This window comes from Segatella copri, from assembly GCF_949820605.1.
In the GTDB taxonomy this organism is placed as follows: Bacteria; Bacteroidota; Bacteroidia; order Bacteroidales; family Bacteroidaceae; genus Prevotella.
On the sequence record NZ_CATKVU010000006.1, the window covers coordinates 1,438,800 to 1,463,398 of the forward strand.

Consider the following 24,599-nt stretch of genomic DNA (forward strand, 5'->3'; position numbering starts at 1 on the left):
TAAGAAAAAGAGGCTGGATTCTGTAAACCAAATATTTACAAAATCCAGCCCCTTTAAGAGTATATAATTAATATAACGGGCGCGCCAGAAAACAGAAAGAATATTGTACTTTTGGCTTGTCCAAAATCAAATTCAGAGGTTTTCAGCCTCTTGCAACCAGATGGCTGAAGCTGCATCACTAGGCATACGCCAGTCGCCACGAGGACTGAGGCTTACGCTACCTACTTTCGGACCGTCTGGCAGACAGCTGCGCTTGAACTGCTGATTGAAGAAACGGCGCACGAAGGTCTTCAGCCACTTTTTGATAGTCTCCTCATCATAGCTGTCAGGATCATTATCACTGATCTTTACACGCTCCAGTTCGGAATCAATAAATGCCTTCTTTGCCAACATGTAAATCTTGGAAGGACGGAAACCGTAACGCAGGAAATAGTAGAGGAAGAAATCATGCAGTTCGTATGGTCCCACCAAATCTTCCGTCTTCTGCTTGATATTTCCATTCTCATCTGCCGGAATCAACTCTGGACTGATAGGAGTATCGATGATATCACGAAGAGTGATGCGGCTCTGTTCGTCTACCCCACTCTCTGCTACATGATTTACGAGATGTCGGATCAGGGTCTTAGGAATGCTGGCATTCACGCCATACATGCTCATGTGGTCACCATTATAGGTAGCCCATCCTAATGCCAACTCTGAAAGGTCGCCGGTACCGATAACCATACCACCCATCTTATTGGCTAAATCCATCAGAATCTGGGTACGTTCACGAGCCTGGGAATTCTCGTAAGTCACATCATGCACACCGGCATCCTGACCGATGTCCTCAAAGTGCTGGGTTACAGCCTTGGCGATGCTGATTTCCTTAATGGTAATACCAAGACTCTGCATCAGCGAGATAGCATTATTGTAGGTTCTGTCTGTGGTTCCGAATCCCGGCATAGTGACACCTACGATACCCTTTCGGTTCATTTTGAGTTTATCAAAAGCTTTTACACAAACGAGTAAGGCCAGCGTAGAATCCAAACCACCGCTAATACCGATTACTACGGTCTTGGCATGGGTATGAACGATACGCTTGGCCAGTCCCATAAGTTGGATATTGAAAATTTCCTCGCAAGAGGCATTCATATCGCTGCTGGTAGGAATAAACGGATGAGGATTCACCTCACGTTCCAACACAAAATCGCGCTCATTTTCGGTTGGATCGGCTTCGATATTACGGATATTGAACTGACCGCCGAGAACAGAATACTTAATATTGCGCTGGGCATTTACATAAGTAGAATTCGTACGACGCTCAGAGCGGAGTTTCTCTACATCTATCTGTGAGATAACCATCTGCGGTTCAATAGAGAAACGTTCACTCTGTGAAAGTAAAACTCCATTCTCATAAATCAGGGCATTTCCACCATAAACCACATCCTGCGTACTCTCACCGAATCCGCAGGAACTATAGATATATCCGGTCATGGTACGGGCACTCTGCTGGCTGAGCAGACTCTTCAGATAATGATGTTTTCCGATAAGTTCGTCGCTTGCAGAAAGATTGAAAATCAGGTCTGCTCCTGCTAGTGCCAGTTTGTTGCTAGGAGGAGCCGGAGCCCATACATCTTCGCAGATTTCCACACCAAACTGTACGCCATCGAAAGTTTGAAAAATCTGAACATCAGGCGTCAGTTTCACCTTATGTCCGGCATAACGGACTTCGCAATCTCTCAGATCCTGAGCCGAGGCAAACCAGCGTTTCTCGTAAAACTCGCTGTAGTTTGGAAGATATGTCTTCGGTACAATACCGAGAATCTGTCCATGCTGGATAACGATACCACAATTGAGCAACAAGTCGCCCGCTATCACCGGCGCACCCACGATAGAGATGATATCGAGTTTGCGTGTGAAATCGAGCAACATCATCACCGCCTGCTCAGATGATTCGAGAAGCATCTGCTGACGGAAGAGATCCTGACAGGAATAGCCCGTAATAGAGAGTTCCGGAAATGTAATGATCTCTACACCCTTTCCCTCAGCCAGCGCTATCTGTTCCTCTATCTGCTGGGTATTGAAAATGACATCCCCCACCTTTACGGCAGGGATGGCACTGGCTACCTTAATAAATCCGTACTTCATAATAAATTACTTTATTGTTACCTGTGTAGCACCATAGCCATACTCCTGGAAAGAAGCATCCTGATAAGTGCAACTCTTATAGCGATAGTTCAACTCATGAATGAGAGTCTGGCGCAACACACCTTCGCCCTTTCCATGAATAAAGATAATTTTCTGTCCCTTCTTTTTCTTATATTCCTCCATGGTCTTCTTAAAGATATCCATCTGATAATGAAGAATATCTGCAGAATTCATTCCAGCAGTTGTTTCAAGTACTTCATCCGCATGAAGATCTATCACAAGGGTGCCATCATCCTTCTTGCTCTTCTTCTTGCTGGTGTTGGCGACAACCTTCTCATCCTTATACATCTGCTCTTTCAGACGCTTGGAATCGATAACCAACGGACGGGCTATTTCATCGTTCTCTACAATCGTAAAGAGATAGGCTGGAGTCTCGAAGAAATCGTTCTCCTCGAAAAGATGAAGTTTGTAGAATTTCACGGGATCGAGACGGAACTGAACATCTGTTGCCGGCTTCAGGAGAAATGGCTTGTCCTTCTTGTAAGCTATCATCTGGATGGCGATATGTTCCATCTCGTTCAGAGCCTCACGACCGAATTCCTCGATGAAGAGTTTGGTGTTCGGTTCTATTTCTCCCTCTGCCTTCAGAGTCCATGCATTTCCCTCAGCCACGAGATAGGTATAGTGGAGATAGTAGTTGCTGTCATTCACCATATAGGTCTCGAAACGGGTATTGGTTACGTCCTTGATATTGATAGGTACAAAGGCGAGATAAGCACTGAGTTTGTTGCCACCCGTACGTTCCTCAACCGGTTTCACAAAGGTTATCTCACGGTCGGCAGCATCATATTCCTCTACATCCATATCCACGTCATCGTGATCATTCAAGATGGCCTTGATACTCCGGCTGTCCTGATGCAGTTCGGTATTGGCATGCTCCTCAGCCTTCTGCTGCGCATCCATCTTAGCCGAAATCATCTTGCCCATGGAGTATTCATCCTGCTCCACCACAACCACCTCGTTGATAGGCATCGGAATCTCAAAACCATCCTCATCCTCAACGAGCACAATATTTTTACCTTGGAAGCCGGCAACCTTTCCGCCACCCACTTCGCTCAAGAATCTGACTTTATCTCCTTTTTTCATAATCTATTAATAATTTGTAATTGCAAAGATACAAAAGATATTGCAAAACAGGGCTTATTTTAATATTTTTAATGCTACTGATAAAAATAATCCTGTAAAAGATGCACCATGTTAGATATTTTTCCGTATCTTTGCAAAGAAAAAGAAATAGTAACGAACCCTTTAAACTGAAAAGTTATGATTACATTTCCTTGCGCCAAGATCAATCTTGGTTTAAATATAGTTAGCAAGCGGAAAGATGGATACCACAATCTTGAAACGGTGTTCTACCCTATTCCGCTGACCGATGCACTTGAAATCAAACTCATGGGCGATGAATTCCCTAGCGATGTTCCTTGTGATCTGAAGATTACAGGTAACGCAGTGGATTGCGATGAACAGAACAATCTCGTTGTAAAAGCTTATAATCTCCTGGCTGCCGACTTCAGGATTCCACGCATCCATGCTCACCTGGTGAAGCGTATTCCTTCGCAGGCTGGTTTGGGTGGCGGTTCTGCCGATGCAGCCTTCATGATCCGTTTGCTTGACGAGCGTTTCCGCCTCAATATCGGTAATCCGGAGATGGAAAGATACGCTGCCAAGCTGGGCGCAGACTGTGCCTACTTCATTTCTGCTGACCCCGAAGATGGTGACACTGCTTGCTATGCAGAAGGCATCGGCGAAGAACTGATGCCGGTAAGTGGTCCTGGCGATAATCTGAGGGGCTATCATCTGGTTGTGGTGAAGCGCGATGACATTGCCGTCAGCACCAAAGAGGCTTATGCAGCCATCACCCCACAGGCACCAGCCAAATGTTGCCGCGACATTGTACGCCAGCCTATCGAGACTTGGAAAGAGGAACTTGTCAACGATTTTGAGGCACCTATCTTCAAGATGCACCCGGAACTGGCAGAAATCAAACAGAAGCTGTACAACCTGGGTGCCGTATATGCAGCGATGAGTGGTAGCGGAAGTGCCATCTTCGGTATCTTCAAGCATAAACCTGCAAATATAGAGGAACAGTTCGAAGGAATGTTCTGTAAAATAATGAAACTTTAATTTAGTTAATTGTTTACTCAAAATATAATGAACGAAGAAACACATCAGAAACTGATGACTATCAAGCGAAGCTTCCGCTTGCTGATGAACGGTCCGGGATCGCAATCTATGCGCGATAAGGGACTGGGATATAAACTGAATTGGGGCGTACCATTCTATGAACTGAAAAAGATGGCTGAGGAATATGGTAAAGACTATGACCTCGCCATCGAACTGTGGAAGGAAGATATCCGGGAGTGCAAGATTCTGGCTACACTCATCATGCCTGCCGACAAGATGCTTCCTGAAATCACAGATTTATGGATGGAACAGGTACAGAGTCAGGAGATGGCAGAGATGCTTGCCTTCAACCTTTTGCAGCACGTAGATTATGCGCCTGTCATCGCCTACCAGTGGATAGCAAGTGACAAGCCGCTCTATGAGATTGCCGGTTTCCAGCTCCTTGCCCGTCTCTTTGCCAATGGGAAAGAGCCTAACGAGCGTGGCATCAACGAATTCCTGGATCAGGCTGCCACGGCATTGCAGGGTGACAACATGGGAATAAAACATGCTGCCTCTAATGCGGTTCTCCGTTTCTGCGACTTCGGTGAAGATTTCGAACAAATCGCAAGAGGCGCACTCAAGGGAATCTACGAGATATAAAGGTTCACCAGATGCGGTCAGAAACAGGCCACGACCCTACTAAAAATACGTCCCGACGTAGCATTTGCTGCGTCCCGACATACAAAAAAATACGTCCCGATGCAGCAAATGCTACGTCGGGACGTATTTTTATGGCTATTTTCGTCATTACATGAAATACTTCTGGTATTCGTTTTCGAAGTTCGGAGTGAAAACACCTTTGCCGATGTTTTCGCTGATTTCATCCTTGGTCCAGAATCTGCCACCGGCCAATTCTTCCTGGCTCGGTTTCACCTCGCCATCATATACACAGCGATGTACATAAACCAGTTCCTTTTCTCGCTGACTCTCAAAGACATAATGCCCCAGAGATTCCGGTTCAAAATCGGTGATACCCAATTCTTCCCTTACCTCGCGATGCAATGCCTGACTCACACTTTCGCCTAAATCTACATGACCGCCGCAGGCTGTATCCCATTTATCCGGCTGGATATCCTTCCAGGCTGGACGATGCTGCAGATACAGATCACCCCGGCTGTTGAATACATGCAGATGAACAACCGGATGCAAGATCTTGCTTCCGTCATGGGCATGACCGCGGGTTACAGCACCCAGGATGTTGCCCATTTCATCTACTATCGGAAATTCCTCGTTCTTATTATCTATCATCGTTTCTCTTATTACAAAGTTCCGTATTCATCAGAGTAGCGCAACATCTGGTCGACATAGCTCTCCTCGTAATCCAATACCACGTCTGTAATTTCGCCTTCTTCATCCATCTCCAGCGTCATCTTCGGATTGATAAATCCCTTGTATGGAGCGAGATTCAGTTTCTTGTATCTTGCCAGTATCTCGCGATGCAATTCCGGATCAATATTCACGGCATACTTCTCAACCAACAGGCGGGCAGCCTCGAAATCGCCCTCGCTCTTGATGCGCTGAATTTCAGCAAGCAACTCGCCGAAGAGATGGCGGAGCTTGGCATAATCATTAATCTTCACATAAGTCTTCGTCGTAATGATATTGCCCTCACTGTCCTTCAAAGCATCCTCGGCAGAAGCATAGTTCATATCCATCTTCACCAGTTCCACAGCACCCTCGGCATGTTCCATCACCCACCAGGCTATCAGCGCACGGTTGCGCATGTGGGCTTCCTCTATCTTGTCGCCTTCCTTGATGCGGATGGTCTGGGTGAGCAGACCGTTCATCAGATAACCGTAATACTGAGCCTTGTATGCCTCATCATTCGGAGTCAAACCCAGTTCTACCAATTTATGGTCGGCTACATAATAGAGTCCGAAAAGATCGGCTCTCGCCTCTTCTATCGTACTGCCATACGCCTTCAGTGCATCAGGGTCGGTACCAGGCAAAAGCTGTCCGCTACCATGTCCCAGACACTCATGCAGGTCGGTATGCAAATCATCTGTAATATCCTCGTACTGATTCATCAGACTGATGGTATCCTCGTCAATAACGAATTCATCACGGAAACCATTGCCTTGAGCTGCCTTGTTATATGCCTCGGTCAGGTTACCGATGGTCACACTCTTAGAACCATATTCCTGACGAATCCAGTTGGCATTCGGAAGATTGATGCCGATGGCAGAAGCTGGATACTCTTCGCCACCCAACATCGCCGCACAGATGACATTGGCTGTAACACCCTTCACCTCCGGCTTGCGGAAACGTGGGTCTACAGGTGAATGGTCCTCAAACCACTGGGCATTCTGACTGATGGTCTGGGTGCGCTTCGTTGCTTCAAGATCCTTATATTCTACGATGCCTTCCCAAGTACCTTTCAGTCCGAGCGGATCGCCATACACTTCGATAAATCCGTTGATGAAATCAATCATTCCCTCGTGCTGCTGCACCCAGGCAATGCTGTAACGGTCGAAATCCTTGAGATCGCCTGTACGGTAATACTTCACCAGGAGATCGATGAGATGTTTCTGTTCCTCATTTTCTGCATATTTCTGAGCACGGAGCAACCAGGAAACAATCTCCTTGATAGCTGCGCCATAGAGGCCGTCTTCTGTCCATTTCAGCTCCACCAGTTCACCATTACGCTTGGTCAGTTTAGAGTTCAGTCCATACGAAGGTGCCTGTTCGTTGCCTTCTTCCTTCATCCTGGCATAGAAACGTTCTACTTCTGCCTGAGAAACATTCTCATAGAAATTGCAGGCTGAAGTCTGCACCAGATCCTCGCCATCCGTCTGATTCACGCGCTTAGGCATGACTTCCGGATTGAAGATGACAGGCACCAGAATGCCCAACAGATCTTCCTTGCTCTGTCCCTTGGAAAGAGGCAGATATTCATCGGCAATCGCCCCAACCATCTCATAGAAAGATTCCTCTGAAAATCCTGGCACAAACTTTTCACATCCATAGTGATGATGGATGCCGCTGGCAAACCAGACACGCTTCAGATAAACTTCGAAAGCCTTGAAATCTTCGCTTTCTCGATTACCCTCGTAATGACGGTATACAGCCTCCAGGGTTTTACGGATACGCAGGTTGTATTTGCCCTGCTGGTCGAAGGTGATATCACGTCCCAAGAGGGTTGCCTTCGACAAGCAATAAATATAAATTTTCTGTGTGAGCGACAGGTTTTCGAAACCCTTCAGCTCATAACGGAGCATCTGGATATCGGCAAATCGCTCTTGAGTGTTTACATTACATTTTGCCATTTTTATCTGTTTTTACCATGCAAAAGTAACACATTTTTTTCACATATCAAACTTTTTCTCCTGTTTTTCGCTCTTTGCAAAGTTTTTTACTTGAAATATGCACTTTTTCTTGGAGAAAACTTTTATTTATGCAAATTATTCATTACCTTTGCATGAAAAACAAAACAAAAACATGCCGGTAAAGGCATAAATCATAAAACGGCAATCATGCAGATAAATGAGATATTAAAAAGCTATTTTGGATACGATTCCTTTCGCCCCAACCAGGAAGCGATTATCAGAGAGGTAATGCAGGGACACGACTGTCTGGTTCTCATGCCGACTGGTGGTGGAAAGAGTCTGTGCTACCAGGTTCCCGCATTAGCGATGGAAGGTACCGCTGTGGTCATTTCACCGCTCATCAGTCTGATGCACGACCAGGTGGAGGCGCTCAAGGCAAACGGTATCCCGGCAGAAGCACTGAACAGCGGAAACGACACGACCGATGAACTCATCATCCGCCGCCGATGCGAGAAGGGAGAACTGAAACTCCTTTATGTTTCGCCCGAAAAACTCATCAGCGAGATACCTTATTTATTCAGCAACATCAAGATTTCGCTCTTTGCCGTTGACGAGGCCCACTGCATCAGCCAGTGGGGACACGATTTCCGTCCGGAGTATTCGCAACTCGGTATGCTGCACGAGAATTTCCGCAATGTCCCGGTGATGGCGCTCACAGCCACAGCCGACAAGATAACACGCGAAGATATCATACGCCAGCTTCATCTCAATGGGCAGACGTTCGTAAGCAGTTTCGACCGCCCCAACCTCTCCCTCACCGTAAGACAGGAGAGCACCAAAAAGGCAAAGCTCCAATACATCACCCGCTTCATCAGTAATCATCCGGAAGAAGCGGGCATCATCTACTGTCTCTCACGCAAGAACACCGAAATGGTGGCACAGGAGCTTATCGATCTGGGTATCAATGCCGCAGCCTATCACGCCGGAATGACTGCCCAGACCAGAGCATCAGTACAGGAGCGGTTCAAGATGGACCAGATTCAGGTGGTATGTGCTACCATCGCTTTCGGAATGGGCATCGACAAGAGTAATGTGCGCTGGGTAATCCACTATAATATGCCTAAAAGCATAGAGAGTTTCTATCAGGAAATAGGTAGAGCCGGAAGAGATGGAGCACCATCAGATACTGTGCTGTTCTATTCGATGGCCGACATCATCACCCTCCGTTCTTTCTGTGAAGAAAGCGGACAGCGTGATGTGAACATGGAGAAACTGCGCCGCATGGAGGAATATGCCGAATCGAGAGTATGCCGACGACGCATTCTGCTGAATTATTTTGGCGAGACATCATCCTGCAACTGCGGCAACTGTGATGTTTGCAAGAATCCTCCACGCACCTTCGACGGCACCATCAGAGCCCAGAAAGCCCTGAGTGCCGTGGTCCGTTCGGGTGAGCATATTGCAGTAGGTACCTGCATCGAGATTCTGAGAGGCATGCATTCTTCTGCCGTTGTGAAAAACAAATACAACGAGATGAAAACCTTCGGTGTGGGCAGGGATACAACATCTAAGGACTGGAATGCTTATCTGCTGCAGATGCTGCAGATGGGATTCTTCGAGATTGCCTACAACAACCACAACTACATGAAAGTTACCGATTTAGGCTGGAAAGTACTGAAGGGAGAACACCATGTTTCGCTGGCTTATATCGAAAAAGATGATAAAGCCACCCGCCCACAGAAAACAGTACGCAACAGGAAGGGCGCCATCGCCCAGCCGGGAAATCTCATTCCTGAGGTGCATGCCGAACGTGTCATCTTCCAGGAAGACTCGAAAGGCGTGGAAGACAAAGGGCTCTTTGTACACCTCAGAAAGATACGCAAGAACCTTGCCGACGAACAGGGTTATCCTCCATATATCGTACTCAGCGACAAGAGTCTTCATGAACTCGCAAGAATGAAACCTACCACCAAGAATGCCATGAGCCTAATCAGTGGTATCGGAGAATTCAAGCTCAATAAATATGGCGATACCTTCATCAAGGCTATTAGGAAATATACAGGACTATAACAGAAATTTTCTGCATTTTCAGCTTGTCTTGCCTCAAGATACAATTCTGTCTTAAGATACAATCTTCCATTCCAGGCTGTTCACCTCGTCCTTCACCGAAAAGTTCAAGCCAATCTTCACCACCTTCTTGCCACTCATCTTGAAGGCGTCGGCATAGTGCTTTGCGTCTATCTGGGCGAGAGCCTCCTCGGCACTCTTGTTGAACTTCAGTTCCATCACGTAGATGGTATCATTCGTCTCCATCATAATATCGATTCTGCCCTTCGCTGTATGAGGTTCCACTAGGATGCTATAGTTGGTAAGCAGGGCAAACATGATGTAGAGCGTCTGCTGCCAATGCCCCTCGTGGTGGGTGTTGTCGCAGTAAGGCACCGTCTCCAGGAAGTCGTTCAGCAGGCAGAAAGCGGCATCCATATCCCCCTTCTTTACAAAGACCGACATCTTGGCGATGGTCGTGTTAGCCTTCGCTGACTTGTCCATCAGATAATGAGGCAAGAGACTACCATATAGCCCCACCCTTATCTCCTGGTTAGGCAATGCCAACAGATACAACTTTGTCGGTTTGTCATATCCCTTGATGGTGACATATCCACTCTGATAGAGCAAAGGTACGATGGTGGTCATCGTTTCTGTGGGGGCATCAAAGTCCTTCTTGCCCACCTCTATGGCCTCGCCAAGGTCTGCAGGCAAAAAATCATACTTTCTCATCATGTTGATTAGATAAGTAGGAGTGCCCGAGCCAAACCAGTAATCATCCATTCTGCCATCGGCAAAGCAATTGAGCAGACTGTAAGGATTGAAGACATCAGGAGATGGCCAAGTGAAGTGATAACCATCATAATGGTCTTTCAGCTCCTGGACGGTCTCCTCCCTGCTCAGTTCCAGATGCCCGGCAAGAGCGTTGATGTCATCGCTCATCTGGGTCAACATTTCCTCCTTGGTGATGCCGCAGATGCCGGCGTAAGGCTCATCCATGCTCACATTCTTGATGTTGTTCAGCTCGCTGAAGATGCTGAGCTGCGAGAACTTCGTGATACCCGTAAGGAACACGAAACGGAGCAATGGCTCGCAATCTTTCAAGGGACTGTAGAAATTGCGCATCGTATTGCGCAAGACATCGAGTTTTTCCTTCTCATGCGCCACATCCAGCAGCGGAGCGTCATATTCATCGATGAGCACCACAGCCTGCTTGCCAGTCTTTGCAGTAACTGTTCTTATCAAGTTGAGCAAACGAACGTTTGGGGCTGGAGAATTATAATCCACTCCAAACCTATCCTCATTTTCCTTCAATATATATAAGAGGTATTGATCCAGCTGTTCCTTCTCCATATGTTTGCCTCCAGCAAGGCTGAAGTGCAGCACGGGATATTCATTCCACTCTTTCTCCAGCTCCTCAATGGCAAGCCCCTTGAACAGTTCCTTCTTGCCTTCGAAATAACTCTTGAAGGTGGAAACCAGCAGCGACTTGCCGAAACGGCGTGGTCGGTTCAAGAAGAAATACTTTCCATCGGTATGTGTCATACGATAGACGTATTCCGTCTTATCTACATAGAACATATCCTCCTTGCGGATCCGTTCAAATGTCTGAATTCCTATAGGATATAATTTTCTTGCCATAACCAAATGCTATCTAATGAAATCTATTTCAGTTTGTCTTGCCTCAAAAAGTCAGGCTGACCAGACTTCAAACAGATTAATTCACAATTATACTTTCTGCGGAAATCAACTTTCGCTCTTTCAACAACAGACCTTCCTGTGTTTGCAGGAATTTTATTTGCAACAATCCTAGCTTTCGTCCATTTCGTTCTGTTTCGAGCAAATAGGGGAAAAGATAATGTTGCATCAAGCTGTTTCACAGCATGAGCCACATCAGAACCTTTCAGTTCAACAAACACACTTACTCTTTCATCCGTATCGGTTGTTGCAACAATAAGCTTGTCACACTTGTCCTTATCTGCACCTTTTATAATGTTATCATCTACTTGATAAGCCACACAATCCATCGGAGGAACAAAGTTCAGCAAATAAACTGTCGAACGCTCCTTCAGACTGATTTTCGGACATTTTCTAACTTCCTTTTCAGCCAGATAACCTGCCAAAAAATTATTATTCATTGCCATATATCATCTCATCAAGTTCAGAAGATAATTCAGATATTTCATCAGAAAGAGAATCAAGATAATCACCCATGATAAAATGGTATTCATCATCCACGATATTCTCCATTTTTCCTTCATCCGTCATGCAGTATGCCGAATACCATGAAATCGGGATTGCATATTCCAACATATCCCCCATTTTCTCATCCAGCATTTTTTCCTTAGCCATCGCAGCCTTCATCAGCACATTCAGAGAAGTCAGCACATACGGACTATGTGTGGTCATAACCACATAACTATTTGTCCCCGACTGCTCATAAGCCTTCTTGATATTTTTCACAATCTCCTTCACCATCGCAAACTGCGACTTCGGGAACAGATTTTCCTCTAGCTCCTCAATATACAGCTGGGCGAATTTATATCTATACATCTTAGTTCCCTTAATCACATCATCCGCACTGATTTCCTTATTCTCATCATCAAGCACAATCTTTGCCACCAGACTCGTTAAATCAGTAAGGCTCGACTTAGGAATCTTCCCCACCTGTCCGGTCACATAATCCACAAGTACAGCCAAAGGCAAAGCCGACTGGATACCGCTGGAAGCATAAACAGGCGCTATCGTTCTGCCCGCTTTCTCCAACACGATTCTGTCAGTATCCGTAACATTATCATAATAATATTTCATATTATCATCAAAGGGAATCCTCAGCGGATGCTTGATATCATATTTCTTCTTCGCCTCCTGGTATTCCAGGAGATAATTAAAGATCGAATCATAATCAGAGGAGCGATACACCTTATCAATGTTCTGGATAGCCGAAACCAGATTGCGCTCCGAAGGAATAAAACTCAGTTTCGCATTATAGCGCTCAGTTTTGAAATTCGCTTTCTTTCTGATTTTCACATTCGCCTTCACGCCATTCATCTCGATGGTAAGGCAATCACCATCATAAAAGATATAAGAATCGGCAATAAAGAAAGCATCATCGAAACGATGAAACTTCTTCAGTTCTTTCAGGAAGCGGCCATAATGAGTATATTTCTTCAGCAGATTCTCGCCATCAAGCATGATTCGCTTTTCTATCCAGCGACAGAAGCACAATATTTTCATAAAGGTACTTTTTCCCGAAGACTGTTTACCCACAATAAGCATTACGGCAGACAAAGCGATGTCTCCCGTATCAACAATTGGGCCTATATTTTTAATTCTTACCTTAGGCATATCTATAATAATGAATGTTCAAATGCAAAGTTACGCAATAAAACTCAAAAATGCACTTCTTACTTTATCTTTTTATATATTTTTACACATTACACCCATATAACCTTTTCCCCATAAAGCACCACTCCCCCCACACAAACGCAAAATTCCCGGCCCAGAGATTCCATAGAATCTCCGAGCCGGGAATAGCATATATTTAAATATAGAGGATTAAATATCCATTTCCGCCCTCCTGGTGTGCAGGATGACATCTAGGATAAGATGGAACACAATCCATACCACGATGTCGATGCCCAGGATATACGTGATGTTCACGTGGCCGATCATCAGGAAGTTGAGCAGGATGAACATCAGCGAGAGCACGCAGATAGCCACCATCACCTGTCTCACCCTCAGTCCGCACCTCAGCAGCTTATGGTGGATATGGTTCTTGTCCGGCAAAAACGGGTTCTTCTTGTTTCTCAACCGGTGACCCACCACTCTCACCACGTCGAGCAGCGGCACTAGCATGGTAGTAAACGCCAGTACCATGTTATAGTCGCTCACGGCACGGGGATGCACATCCACCGTACTCAGGTGAATCATCAGGAAACTGATGATATATCCCAGCGAGAGCGATCCCGAATCACCCATGAAGAGCTTCCTGCCCCTCATCTCGTTTCCAAACACATTATAATACCAGAATGGGATGATCACACCCAGTGCCGAGATACAGAGCAGGGCATAGGAGTACAGTCCCAGCCAGATATGCAGCCCCGCCAGAGCCACCAGCGAGATGGCACAGAGCCCCGAAGCCAGACCGTCGATACCGTCAATCAGATTGATGGCATTGGTAACATACACCACGATGAGCACGGTAAACGGCATGCCGAACCATGGTGAAACCTGATACACCCCGAAGAGTCCGTCGAGCGACTTGATCCATACGCCCGAAGCCACGAGCAGGCTTGCCGCCAATATCTGCACCAGGAACTTCTTCTTATACCCCACTCCGAGGAGATCATCGGCAAGCCCCACAAGAAAGAGCATCATGCTACCCACCAGCAGGGCGAGGTATTCATAGGGAGCCTCCCCCTGCATGCCCCCACTCTTCAGACCCATCAGATGATGTACCAGCACCAGACCACCCATGGTAATCAGCATCACGGGGAAGAACGACAGACCGCCCAGCCTTGGTATCGGAGCATGATGCACCTTTCTCTTATCAGGCATATCAAACAATCTCTTCTTATGAGAGATAAGCAGAATGTTAGGCAACACGATATTGGCAATGATTATCGCCACGATAAAGGCACCCAGCAAATAAAAATAAATTGGCTGAATCATATATCTATACTATTATTTTTTAGCATTTACTTTTTAATATTTCACCTATTTTATATAGATAGCGTAATCCCAGCAGGAAGATGTTAGAATACACACCGTTCTTTTTAAGCGCTTTCAGGTGGTCACGCATGATGCGCTTATGGCTCTCTAATCCAGAGCTAGAAGCGCCACCGGTACGCATGGTAACAAAGTCTTTAGAGATATAATGCGTTTTGATTTTGTTTACAAAGATAAGTCTAAGCAGATTTTCAAAGTCGGCAGCCACCCGATAGTTTTCAGCATCAAAGGCACCGAATTTTTCATACACTTCTTTACGGCAATAGAACGAAGGATGTGCAGGCATGAATCCCAGTCTCATCATCCATTTTCTGAAAGGCTTGGAACTATAGTATCTTACGCATTTCGTCAGATCATCATCGTCCACATAGTGTATGTCGCCATACACGGCATCCACCTTTTCTTTCTCCAGAGTCCATGCGATACAAGCCAATGCATCATCCGAAGTATAGAAGTCGTCCGAGTTAAGAATACCGATTACCTCCCCCGTAGCCATCCTGATACCCTTGTTCATGGCATCATAGATTCCCTTATCGGGTTCGCTGATATATCTCATTCTCCCCTCAAACAGAGGTTCCATCTTCTTTACCACCTCCAGGGTATTATCCTTAGAAGCTCCATCCACGACCAGCAATTCATAGTCGTGATAGGTTTGGGCGAGCACACTCTTCAGCGTATCGCCCACCGTCTTCCCGCTATTATACGTAGCGGTAATGATAGAGATTTTCATTGTTTTTTGTGATTATGTTAATATGCTAAATATCTATGTGATAATTATCTCTCAAGTATCTTTTTATCTTCTCTTTATCATTTCCACACGCCTTCTTAACCTCGAAGATTTTGGCATCTACCAATGTTCGATACCACCAGCCCTGCAGAAAGTCCCATAAGAATCCCTCTTTACCATCACGCCATCCTCCTTTCACGATATAGCGATATATAAAGTAGCCAAAAGCTCTCCAGAATAGTGGCATCTTGGCATACTTCGCTTTCTGTGCACGCTTTTTCTCTACTTCCTCGCCATGATCTTTCTCCAACTTACTTGTATCTGATAGATGATATTCTGCATCTAGCAGGATAGCAGCTTCACGTGATGCATAGTTCTCGTGCTTGATGGTAAACTGACCGATTGTCAGACGATTGTCATCCACAAACTGATGTTTCATTTCGATGGTTTTACCATCCAAGACTGAGAGATGCTCATCCATGATACGCTTGTCATAACGAGCCTTACCTGTTCGAAAGATTCTCACGATTCTGATACCATTCACAATACCATGATGAAGTATTTTTCCGCAATAAGCGCGCGCGAGAGAGAGAGAGAGGGCTGAGACGCCCTCGTCCATTATTGGGAGTTTTTCATTGAGTTCTGCAATGAGATCAGGCATGAGATACTCATCAGCATCAAGTCTGAGAATCCATTTTGTATTGATAGACACATTATCTATCAACCAGTTAAATTGTTCTGCCTGATTCCCTGGCCACTCATGTTGTATCACTTCCGCCCCCATTTCTTTGGCTATTTCGCAGGTTTTATCTTTTGAAAAGCAATCCACGACAATGATTCTTTTAGCAAATTGCTTCACATTCTCTAAACATCTGTGAATATGCATTTCCTCGTTATACGTGAGGATTATAGCTGTAATGTCTAGCATGATATTTAATCTTTCATTATTCTTTTCTTGATAAACTTAGCAGGATTACCACCAACAACAGTCCATGGTTCAACATCTTTATAGACTGATGCAGTAGCACCCACTACAGCATAAGTACCAATATGAACTCCAGGAGCCACAAAAGCTTTAGCAGCAATCCAAGCATAATCATCTATGATGATTTCCTTCCAAAAGAGTTTGTTATCTTTATACTCATAGTGATGGCTAGCAGTACAAAGATACGAATACTGGGAAATAACCACTTTATTACCCAAAATAATCCTACCAGGATTATAGATGATTGCATGAGGACCTATACAGGTTCTACAACCTATCACCAAATTCCAAGGTGCCCAGATAACAGCACTTGCATGCACAACACTACCCTCTCCTATTTGCGCCCCCCAACAACGCAACAGGAAGTTACGCCAATGTTTGAGATATGGTAAAGCAAAAGGTCTGAATAATAGAACATATACGATGTTCCACAACATGCGATGTATTTTATTTTTCAGCGTAAGGGTGTCTTTATATTTTTCAAACACCTTCTGAGGTTCTTTTTTTATTTGATCCATTTCGCCAGTGATTTAACATGAGATAGAATAGTGGGGGGGGTGATTTTTTTTATCGTATAAAGCACTATTTCTTTCTTCGTATATTTGAAATATTTTGCAGTTAATTGTTCCCAAGTCAATTGCTTCCACTCTCTTCTGAAAGCCTCTCTTCTAGGAGATGGAACTGCAGGTTTATAATATTGTGTATTACTAAATGAAGCCTCCTCGTAACTACGTAATTCATAAACCAATTGATCTTTAATATTTTCAAATAACAACTTTGCCTTATCTGAATTTAAAGCAAGCATTGATATACCTTTTGTACGTTCAGCATTCTGGCGAAAAGGTTTAACCTTTCCTAATCCCCAAAAGTCAGCAACAGTAAAATCAGCATATCTTTGTTCTCCATTTGAAGAACACTTGAAACAATTACTTCTTAAAAATATATTATGTTGGAACCCTATAAAGTAACCATTATTCTCTTTCTCCAATTTAACGTCACCACGATGCTTGAAAGTAGCCATCGTATAATACCCAATCTCCTGACCGTCTTTTCTCTTATGTCTAGGAATGTAATCTATTAGCTTATCTTGAAATTTCAGCTCCAACCAATTCACATATTTCATAAATACACCTTGTCCAGGTACACCATGGCAGACCAAATCTACGGTATAAAGATTAGGGTAATCTTTTTTCAAGAAAGAGCGTAATCCTTTAACATGACACCCCGTTCCTGTAAATAACACCCAATCACCATTATCCAATTCTCGTTTGATTTTTCTAAAACAATCTTTTACATAACTCTGTACATACTTAGACTTCTGTAGCCTTTTAAGTTCATTGAGGGTACTAGCTTCCTGGTAACATACCGACATATCTTCATCATAAGCAGCACCCCAAACATGCCCACCTTTTTGAATAATCGCATAAGACAAAGCATAAGCAGCACCGCCAGAAGTGCTTTCCTTCCTAATTTCAGATTCTTTCAACCAACAACAATAAACATCAGGCTTTCCATATCGTAAGATAGAATTATGCTTTAATTCAGGGCAAGTTCTTTCACAAAGCCCACATCCTATACAAAACTCAGACGACAGCTGCGGATGCAATTCTCCACATTCATCTTCTACCATTTGGATAGCGTGTTTCGGACATACATTAAAGCAAGCCGAACAAGCAGTACATTGCTCAGGCTCACATAATTGAGGTAATCTTTTATTCTCCATCGATAGCATTCTTTAAAAAATCAACAGACAGCATTCTCTGTTCATTCAACAGTTTGTTAACACGAGAATAGTCTATCATTTCATTTAATAATGGGTATGGCGAATTCTCTTTTATCATTCTGTCCTCCAATTCTAACATACCCAACAGACTTTGCTGCCTGGAATTATTATTTTTTCTATTAGGAATAACTGTATAAAATGGTTTCGAGAAATTAATAGAAAATGCCGTACCATGAAAGGAATTAGTAACCACCCAAGAAGCTTTACCGAATAATTCCAGGAATTCTGCAGGACCAGCATCAAGTATATTTTCTATCATATCATCTCGATCTTCACGAGCTGCATTTTTACATATTCTCACCACTTTCAGATTTTTCTCTTGAGCTATATGCTTTGCTAGCTCTGCGATATATGGACAAGGAGTCAATTCATATACTAAAACATACTTATCATCTCCATTGTATATTTTACTAGCAACAGCATCCCAATCCGTATGGTTTAGCAACAATGTTGGATCTAATACCCATTGAGCTTTTTTACCAGTTAGATGTTCTACCATACCAACTGCGTTTTTTTCTCTTACACTAATTGCATCAAAATCATTCAGGACCTTTGTATAAAATGGCTTAGCTATTGCCGGAATCTCAGAAACACCAAAACTAGAAGCATAAGAAACTCGCTTTTTACCTTTAGGAGCAAAAGTCAAGAAGTATGGTTCTAATGATGAATATATTCCAGGATTCCATACCTGATCACTACCCACCATATAAATATCGTAATCAAGCCTAGCACCATACAATTCATCAATAGTTTGATAAGTACTTGACAAAGAAGTATTTAACTGATGAAACGAATCAAACCGTTTTTTTCTTCTTTGTGCAGCATCACTAGCCCTACAACTTTTCAAGCGTGCTAAAAGGGGATAAAAATATTCTTTAGCTTTCTTTAAAAGTCCAACAGGAAACAAAGGTTTAGACATCTTTGTTTTCTTAAAATCAGGGTTTTTATAAAAGAGATAATCAATAATCTCAGCCTTCCACCCCATCTTCTTCAAGATGGCTTGGGTGGCATAGGCCTGGAGCTCGGCACCATAGTTGTTCACTTTCAGAATGGTGATAACTCCAATTTTCTTAGTTCTTTGTTGGGTAGATCCATTTTCTTTCATCCCGCAATCCTCCACTCATTATGGAGCATTGCATCGACGGTCCATGGACCGTGGGGTAAACTATAGAGAATTACCCCCTCCTTATTAGTAATATTCATTTTTCTCATTTTTAAGTATTTAGCAGGATTGCCACCCACGACAGTCCATGGTTCTATATTCTTGAAAACACTAAATATTAAAAGACTTTCTCCATCACCGAGGCCAGTTTTCTCTGTCCCCTAGCATTGATATGGATATCGTCACGATAGTCGTCGAGGATGAATCCGCAGTCTATGTCTTTGATGAGCTTCACCCCGTTCTTCTTGCACCAGGCGATAATCTCCTGACCCTGCTCATTATACTTGCCCACCTGCATCTCGGGCTTCTCGGCATGCAGGAACACAACGAGGGGAATGCGTGCGCTGTCGGCCATTTGCTTCAGCTCATCGAAACCGGGGTTAAACTTCTTTCCGATCTTATGGATGCCCACGTGGGCCAGCACCTTCTGGTCTGGATCCAGATTCTCCTTCGTCTGCTTGAAGAACTTGCGGATATAGCGAGGGTAGATATATCGGCACACCACCTCCACGATGGCGCAGCAATACTGCCTGTCGGGGTAGCTCTCATGTACCCGCACCACGGGTCCGAAGTCAATATTGTCGTGGGCATCGTGTCTGCTCACCAGCAGAAACATCCCCTTGGCATCGAAGAGACCATAGTGGCGCAGGTAGGCGGCGCAGTTGTCTGGTCCCCAGCTACCCACCGACACATTGAGCATCTGAATGCCTGTTTCGGCAGAGAAAATAGAGGTAGCCAAGCTGTCCTGCTCGGTCTGCACGCCCCATTTATAACGGAGTCGCCCAGTCCCAACACATGCTTCTTGATGGAATCCACCTCCTCGCTCCTCATGCCATAACGGTTAAAGTAAAAATTGTTGCCCAACCTCCTTCCGCTCTGCTCGGGCACAGTCATATATTCCCATTCGCTACTCGCCGCATAGAGCGGCATATTTCCAAATCCCCACGCTGTTCTCAGAACAATCTCCAGGACCACGAGGAGGACCAAACTACCCCCCATAAATCAAGAATCTATGGTATTTCTTCATTATTCAATGTCTGTATTTTTTCGATTATTCATACACGAACCCAGGTTTTTCACCACCGTTCAGCAGCCAAGAATAGAGTTGTTTCATTTGTTTGGCTACAGCTTCTATTGCATATTTTTCCATCACCAATCGTTTGCCTCTTTCTCCCATTTCATGAAGTTCTTCTGCTGACAAATCTAAAGCCTTATCAACAGCTGAAGTTATTTCTTTTTGAGAATAGTTAACCCACCAACCACAATGAAAGTCGGCAAGATCTTTCCATGGTGCCCCCTTTGTTGCAATACAAGGAATTCCACGTACTAAGCCCTCTACAATTACATTTCCAAAGTTTTCGAACTCACTTGGCATAGCCAGTACAGAAATACTTGATAATGTATCTTCTTTTTCCGTACCAGAGATGAAGCCAGTAAACCTCACATTATCAAGTTTGAGGCGATTACATTCATCTTTTAAAAATTGAAAATATTGCTCATCCCCGCCACCAATTATAACAAGTTCTGCTCCAGTAGTTTTATTCTTCAAAGCATCCCAAGCATAAATTAAGCTCTCAATATTCTTTCGCTTTGACACTCTTCCTAAATAACCCAATCTAAAGACCTTATCTTTCTTTTCAGGATGCTTCTCAATCTTAACAGGATTAGGTATTACAGCAATAGGTGAAGTAACGCCAATATCACGACAATAATTCATTTCATCCTCACAAGTTACATGGACACAAGCTGCTTGATTTAAATCTTTAAGAAGTCGAAGTTTCAACGATAGTTTTTTAAACCAAGTCTTACCATTCATGATGGCTTGTGGATAAAGCATACCTCTTGGCGTAATAATGTAAGGTTTATGCTTCTCACGGGCTACATCCACTAATGCGTAGGTATTATATTGCCAAACACCTTGAGCTTGATAGATATCAAACTCTCCGCACTCTCTAATGGATTGCTTATAAGAAGGTGAATAACCTATGACTGGTACACATGAACGCTTTGCAAAATGCATAGGCACATCTGTTCCTATCAATTTTCCATTATTACCAAACTCAAAACCCAACAATTCGGTTTTAACGCCAATAGCATTTAAACCTTTCATCGTATGATATGTACTAAATGCCGGTCCTCCAGCATTCACGTTTAATGTACCAGTGTATAATATTCTCATTAGTCTTACAATCTAATAACAAGCGGTGTTTTCCCACCTTTATTCTTATTCAATTCATCTACTTGTTTTATCACAATGTCACAATCATTCAAATTAGGAACAACTGCTTGAAGCTTTTTTAGAACACTATTGAAATCATTTTCATCAAGATGTCTTAAAGCTACTAATAAAATCTCAAGTGAATTTCCTTTCACTAACAATTGATGCGAAATCAATCCTTCAAGATGTTCTACACAAGCTTCAATTAGCATCGCAAAGAAAGAGACCCCATTATCAAGAGTTACTATATCAGTAGGTCGCCCCAAGATAGTGTTAATATTCAATATAGAATCTAGGTTTTCACCTTCTGGAACGTCCAAATAGTCACCTATATCATAACGTATAAGAGGAAAATAATTCTTAGACAACTTTGTTACAAGATTTCTAATTTTACCATTACTATCTTTTTTCCCTTGCAGCAAATGGGACGTCCAAAATGTTTTATAGCAATTACAATCATTTACTGTATAAGCCATAACACCACATTCGACACTGCCATACTCCATACATAAAGGACAACTAAAGAAATCTCGAATTTCTTCTTTTTCCTTATATGAAAGAGGACCAGCTGTACACAAAACAAGTTTAGGATGATTTTTTACCCCTATTTTTTTATTACAACGAACAAAAGAAAGAACACTACTAGAATATCCTATAACAAAAGCAGGTTTGAATTTTTCATATTTCTTCAATGCAGCCATCATTGCTGACTCAGATGTATCATAAGCTGAAATTCGTTTATATCCAAGAATTATATCTTTAACACGTCGAATTATTATATTCTTGATACGAGTCAACCCTTTACCATAAAGATGATGATGCCCCCAAATTAGGAATGTTTTATCATCTGGCAATATTCCGTTAGCAGCCCTACCAATCCACATATTAGATTGCGTTTCCTCATCATGCCAAACAGGCAGATTTAAAGGAACTCCCGTAGAACCAGAAGTTATAACTTTCCCCGTAGGAGGAACATCTCTCTTTACATACTTTATTTCTTCTAAAATATCTTTTTTGGTAAGTACAGGCCAATTATCAAGTTCTGAAAGAGAAGATATAAAATCCGGTAGTTTGTATCTATACTTCCATTCTTTATAGATTTTTACATTATGAAAAGCATCATTCCATACCTCATTAAACTTTTCAACTTGATACTTCTCTATAGCTAGATTTTTTTCAAATAAGCAAGCCGCTTTTTTGAGAATTTTAGCATAGGTAGTATGCAATAATATATAGGAAAGATTTACTAACATTAGCATTAATAATTAACATAAAAATTGATACGAAATTAAATAATCTTACCCTTTAACTTTGCATTATAATACCAGGTATACTTTTTACACGTAAATACTTTTATTATAGCATTTAAAGTAGTCATAAACTTATTATGAATCAAAGGGTGTTTAGATTCTAACAATCTTGTTTGTTGAATTTTCTTGGGATTGGTAGTTTTAGCATTAAATCCTTCATCCGTTGTTTTAGAACCTTTATGTATTCTAAAAGCATAAAAGAAATAATGTAACCTTTCAAACTTATAGCCCATATCCATAAATTGATACCATAAATCAGTATCCATGGCATAATACAATTCTAAATCAAATTTATTACTACTTTCAAACAAGGATCGATGATAAATTGAAGTTGGTGCATTGACTTCCGGTCCAACATATTTTATAAAAATATTCTTCCAACATGTACCATAATTAACAAATTGAATCTTTCGATTAATATCGATAAAAATCGTATCAAAAGTAAGCCATTTACATTTTGGATGTTTGTCTAAATATTCACCAGCAGCTTTCAAAGCACCTGGTAAAAGTAAATCATCAGCATTTAGCCAAAAGAAAAAATCACCTTTTGCATGAGCAAATCCCTTATTAAAAGCGTCGCTCTGTCCTTTATCTTTCTCAGAACACCACCACGCAAATTTATCCTTATATTCTAACAAAATCTGTTTACTTTCATCAGAACTATCTGCATCAACCATAATTACCTCAAAATCGGTATAATTTTGTGAAAATACAGATTCTAGACACTGTTTTAATAGCGTACCGCTATTAAAATTTGCAATAACAATACTAAACTTCATTTCCTTGATCTTTATTCATTTTGGTTAAACTAATACTATAAATTACTAACATTATACTTAGGCCATAACCAATTCTTCCTCCAAACGGAGAAAAAAATATATCCCAAAGCATATTTAAACAGGAATATAAAGTAACAGCTAATAAAGAATTACTAGCATCACTCAACATTCCCTTTAATGCCATAACAGTCAATTTAATTATATATATCCAAAAAGGAACAGTAAAAATCCCATATACTATCCACCAATCAAGAATAGTAGAGTGTCCCATAAGACTCTTATTTGAAGAAATCGAAATATTCATAAACTGAGCGTATTCCCGTCTTATTTCTTCGTTATCAGCAACTTCTTTTCCAGAATCTTTTAGACCACCTAATGGATGATGGGATAAAGCAATAATTCCACGCATTGACCATGAACGCGAACTGGCAATACCTCCTTTTTTCTTTTCTTGCACTTCATATTTCCATTTACCATATTCACCTAAAGCACCAGACTTTGCCATATAGCCATATCCTTTATATGTCATTAATAATACTAAGGCAAGCATACACCCCCAGGAAGCAATTTTACCTACAGAAACACTTATATTATTTTTATCTACATAATAAATCAAATATAAAAAGAAATCATGAATAACTAGCATCAAACATAAATGTCTTGAATTTCCCATCAAGCATAAAAGCGCTAATATGAGATTCAATAAAAATAACAACTTTATATTTCGACAATAATAATATGCATTTACAACATAAGCTAAATAACAGATTGTATATGCATAGAAATCATCCTGAAATTGTTGAAAATCATCTCCTCTTTGACCTACAACATAGTCAGAAAATTGCACGAAAAACAGATTCACAATTATATTTGACAATCCATAACCTAAGGTAAAAGGGACTATTCCATGTTGGTCGTTTATTAACATATCCCTAAAAAAGAAAAAGGAAAATGGAAGCAATATTATTGTTCCAACATATTTAACTATTTCTATATCAGAAGACCCATTTAGCAAACTTGAAATCAAAGCTGAAGTAATCGCTAATCCTAAAAATATTAGAACTTTTCTAAGTTTATCATCAATAATAGATTTTCCAAATGATATACGACCACTTAAGGCCAACCATGCAACGTATAGAATAATTAAAATCTCTCCAAAAGATATTATTCCAAATACTCTTGTTAAAAAGAAGGATAATAATCCTACCAGGAAATAAAATACATTCAGTACTTTCATAA

21 protein-coding genes are annotated in these 24,599 nt (G+C 42.3%); 3 read left to right on the forward strand and 18 right to left on the reverse strand.

All coding sequences use genetic code 11. The features are described from left to right. Positions 1-132 precede the first annotated feature (132 nt). Together RCO84_RS07170 and RCO84_RS07175 are read right to left on the reverse strand one after the other, a co-directional pair. The gene (locus RCO84_RS07170) at positions 133-2,127 is read right to left on the reverse strand and encodes an NAD(+) synthase (protein ID WP_317584520.1); all 1,995 of its coding nucleotides are present in this window, start codon (positions 2,125-2,127) and stop codon (positions 133-135) included. A gap of 6 nt (positions 2,128-2,133) precedes the next feature. Beyond that, entirely contained in the window at positions 2,134-3,273 is a 1,140-nt protein-coding gene (locus tag RCO84_RS07175) for a DUF2027 domain-containing protein (protein WP_118141458.1), read from the reverse strand. A gap of 177 nt (positions 3,274-3,450) precedes the next feature. Between RCO84_RS07175 and ispE the strand changes: the two genes are divergently transcribed. Together ispE and RCO84_RS07185 are read left to right on the forward strand one after the other, a co-directional pair. Then, the gene (gene ispE, locus RCO84_RS07180; RefSeq protein ID WP_117692879.1) at positions 3,451-4,311 is read left to right on the forward strand and encodes a 4-(cytidine 5'-diphospho)-2-C-methyl-D-erythritol kinase; all 861 of its coding nucleotides are present in this window, start codon (positions 3,451-3,453) and stop codon (positions 4,309-4,311) included. Between the two features lie 27 nt (positions 4,312-4,338). Beyond that, on the forward strand, positions 4,339-4,953 hold the full coding sequence (locus RCO84_RS07185) for a DNA alkylation repair protein (RefSeq protein ID WP_118066560.1): 615 nt from the start codon (positions 4,339-4,341) through the stop codon (positions 4,951-4,953). Positions 4,954-5,100: 147 nt separating this feature from the next. On the opposite strand, the gene RCO84_RS07190 is transcribed toward RCO84_RS07185, so the two are convergent. Beyond that, positions 5,101-5,601 (reverse strand): NUDIX hydrolase, encoded by a 501-nt coding sequence (locus tag RCO84_RS07190; RefSeq protein WP_006846843.1) that lies wholly within the window; start codon positions 5,599-5,601, stop codon positions 5,101-5,103. Positions 5,602-5,612: 11 nt separating this feature from the next. After that, positions 5,613-7,619: a dipeptidyl-peptidase 3 family protein gene (locus tag RCO84_RS07195; protein ID WP_317584521.1), complete on the reverse strand. Its 2,007-nt coding sequence runs from the start codon at positions 7,617-7,619 to the stop codon at positions 5,613-5,615. Positions 7,620-7,826: 207 nt separating this feature from the next. On the opposite strand from RCO84_RS07195, the gene recQ reads away from it, so the two are divergent. Further along, entirely contained in the window at positions 7,827-9,689 is a 1,863-nt protein-coding gene (gene recQ, locus RCO84_RS07200; RefSeq protein ID WP_317584523.1) for a DNA helicase RecQ, read from the forward strand. A 51-nt stretch (positions 9,690-9,740) separates the two neighbouring features. Here recQ and RCO84_RS07205 read toward each other — a convergent pair whose 3' ends face one another. The 14 genes from RCO84_RS07205 to RCO84_RS07270 form a co-directional block, all read right to left on the reverse strand. Continuing rightward, positions 9,741-11,306, reverse strand: coding sequence for an ATP-binding protein (locus RCO84_RS07205; RefSeq protein WP_317584526.1), 1,566 nt, complete (start codon positions 11,304-11,306; stop codon positions 9,741-9,743). Between the two features lie 23 nt (positions 11,307-11,329). Further along, the gene (locus tag RCO84_RS07210) at positions 11,330-11,803 is read right to left on the reverse strand and encodes a hypothetical protein (protein WP_144150740.1); all 474 of its coding nucleotides are present in this window, start codon (positions 11,801-11,803) and stop codon (positions 11,330-11,332) included. Continuing rightward, positions 11,796-12,902, reverse strand: coding sequence for an ATP-binding protein (locus tag RCO84_RS07215; RefSeq protein WP_144150738.1), 1,107 nt, complete (start codon positions 12,900-12,902; stop codon positions 11,796-11,798). The genes RCO84_RS07210 and RCO84_RS07215 overlap by 8 nt, the downstream gene beginning before the upstream one ends. Positions 12,903-13,223: 321 nt before the next feature. Continuing rightward, on the reverse strand, positions 13,224-14,339 hold the full coding sequence (locus RCO84_RS07220; protein ID WP_317584527.1) for an MraY family glycosyltransferase: 1,116 nt from the start codon (positions 14,337-14,339) through the stop codon (positions 13,224-13,226). A 19-nt stretch (positions 14,340-14,358) separates the two neighbouring features. Continuing rightward, on the reverse strand, positions 14,359-15,126 hold the full coding sequence (locus tag RCO84_RS07225) for a glycosyltransferase family 2 protein (RefSeq protein WP_317584529.1): 768 nt from the start codon (positions 15,124-15,126) through the stop codon (positions 14,359-14,361). 25 nt (positions 15,127-15,151) lie between these two features. Beyond that, positions 15,152-16,051, reverse strand: coding sequence for a glycosyltransferase family 2 protein (locus RCO84_RS07230; protein WP_317584532.1), 900 nt, complete (start codon positions 16,049-16,051; stop codon positions 15,152-15,154). A 5-nt stretch (positions 16,052-16,056) separates the two neighbouring features. Next, a complete protein-coding gene (locus tag RCO84_RS07235; RefSeq protein ID WP_317584534.1) occupies positions 16,057-16,626 on the reverse strand; it encodes a putative colanic acid biosynthesis acetyltransferase in 570 nt (189 codons plus the stop codon). After that, positions 16,614-17,831 (reverse strand): Coenzyme F420 hydrogenase/dehydrogenase, beta subunit C-terminal domain, encoded by a 1,218-nt coding sequence (locus RCO84_RS07240; RefSeq protein WP_317584536.1) that lies wholly within the window; start codon positions 17,829-17,831, stop codon positions 16,614-16,616. The genes RCO84_RS07235 and RCO84_RS07240 overlap by 13 nt, the downstream gene beginning before the upstream one ends. Continuing rightward, a complete protein-coding gene (locus RCO84_RS07245; protein ID WP_317584539.1) occupies positions 17,821-18,996 on the reverse strand; it encodes a polysaccharide pyruvyl transferase family protein in 1,176 nt (391 codons plus the stop codon). The genes RCO84_RS07240 and RCO84_RS07245 overlap by 11 nt, the downstream gene beginning before the upstream one ends. A gap of 175 nt (positions 18,997-19,171) precedes the next feature. Beyond that, complete coding sequence (locus RCO84_RS07250; RefSeq protein ID WP_317584542.1) at positions 19,172-19,813, reverse strand: hypothetical protein; 642 nt, start codon at positions 19,811-19,813, stop codon at positions 19,172-19,174. 291 nt (positions 19,814-20,104) lie between these two features. Next, positions 20,105-21,232 (reverse strand): glycosyltransferase, encoded by a 1,128-nt coding sequence (locus RCO84_RS07255; protein WP_317584544.1) that lies wholly within the window; start codon positions 21,230-21,232, stop codon positions 20,105-20,107. Between the two features lie 5 nt (positions 21,233-21,237). After that, positions 21,238-22,524, reverse strand: coding sequence for a hypothetical protein (locus RCO84_RS07260; protein ID WP_317584547.1), 1,287 nt, complete (start codon positions 22,522-22,524; stop codon positions 21,238-21,240). A gap of 35 nt (positions 22,525-22,559) precedes the next feature. Beyond that, a complete protein-coding gene (locus RCO84_RS07265) occupies positions 22,560-23,360 on the reverse strand; it encodes a glycosyltransferase family 2 protein (RefSeq protein ID WP_317584550.1) in 801 nt (266 codons plus the stop codon). Next, positions 23,350-24,597, reverse strand: a complete 1,248-nt coding sequence (locus tag RCO84_RS07270) for a hypothetical protein (RefSeq protein ID WP_317584552.1) — start codon at positions 24,595-24,597, stop codon at positions 23,350-23,352. The genes RCO84_RS07265 and RCO84_RS07270 overlap by 11 nt, the downstream gene beginning before the upstream one ends. Between the last annotated feature and the right edge of the window lie 2 nt (positions 24,598-24,599).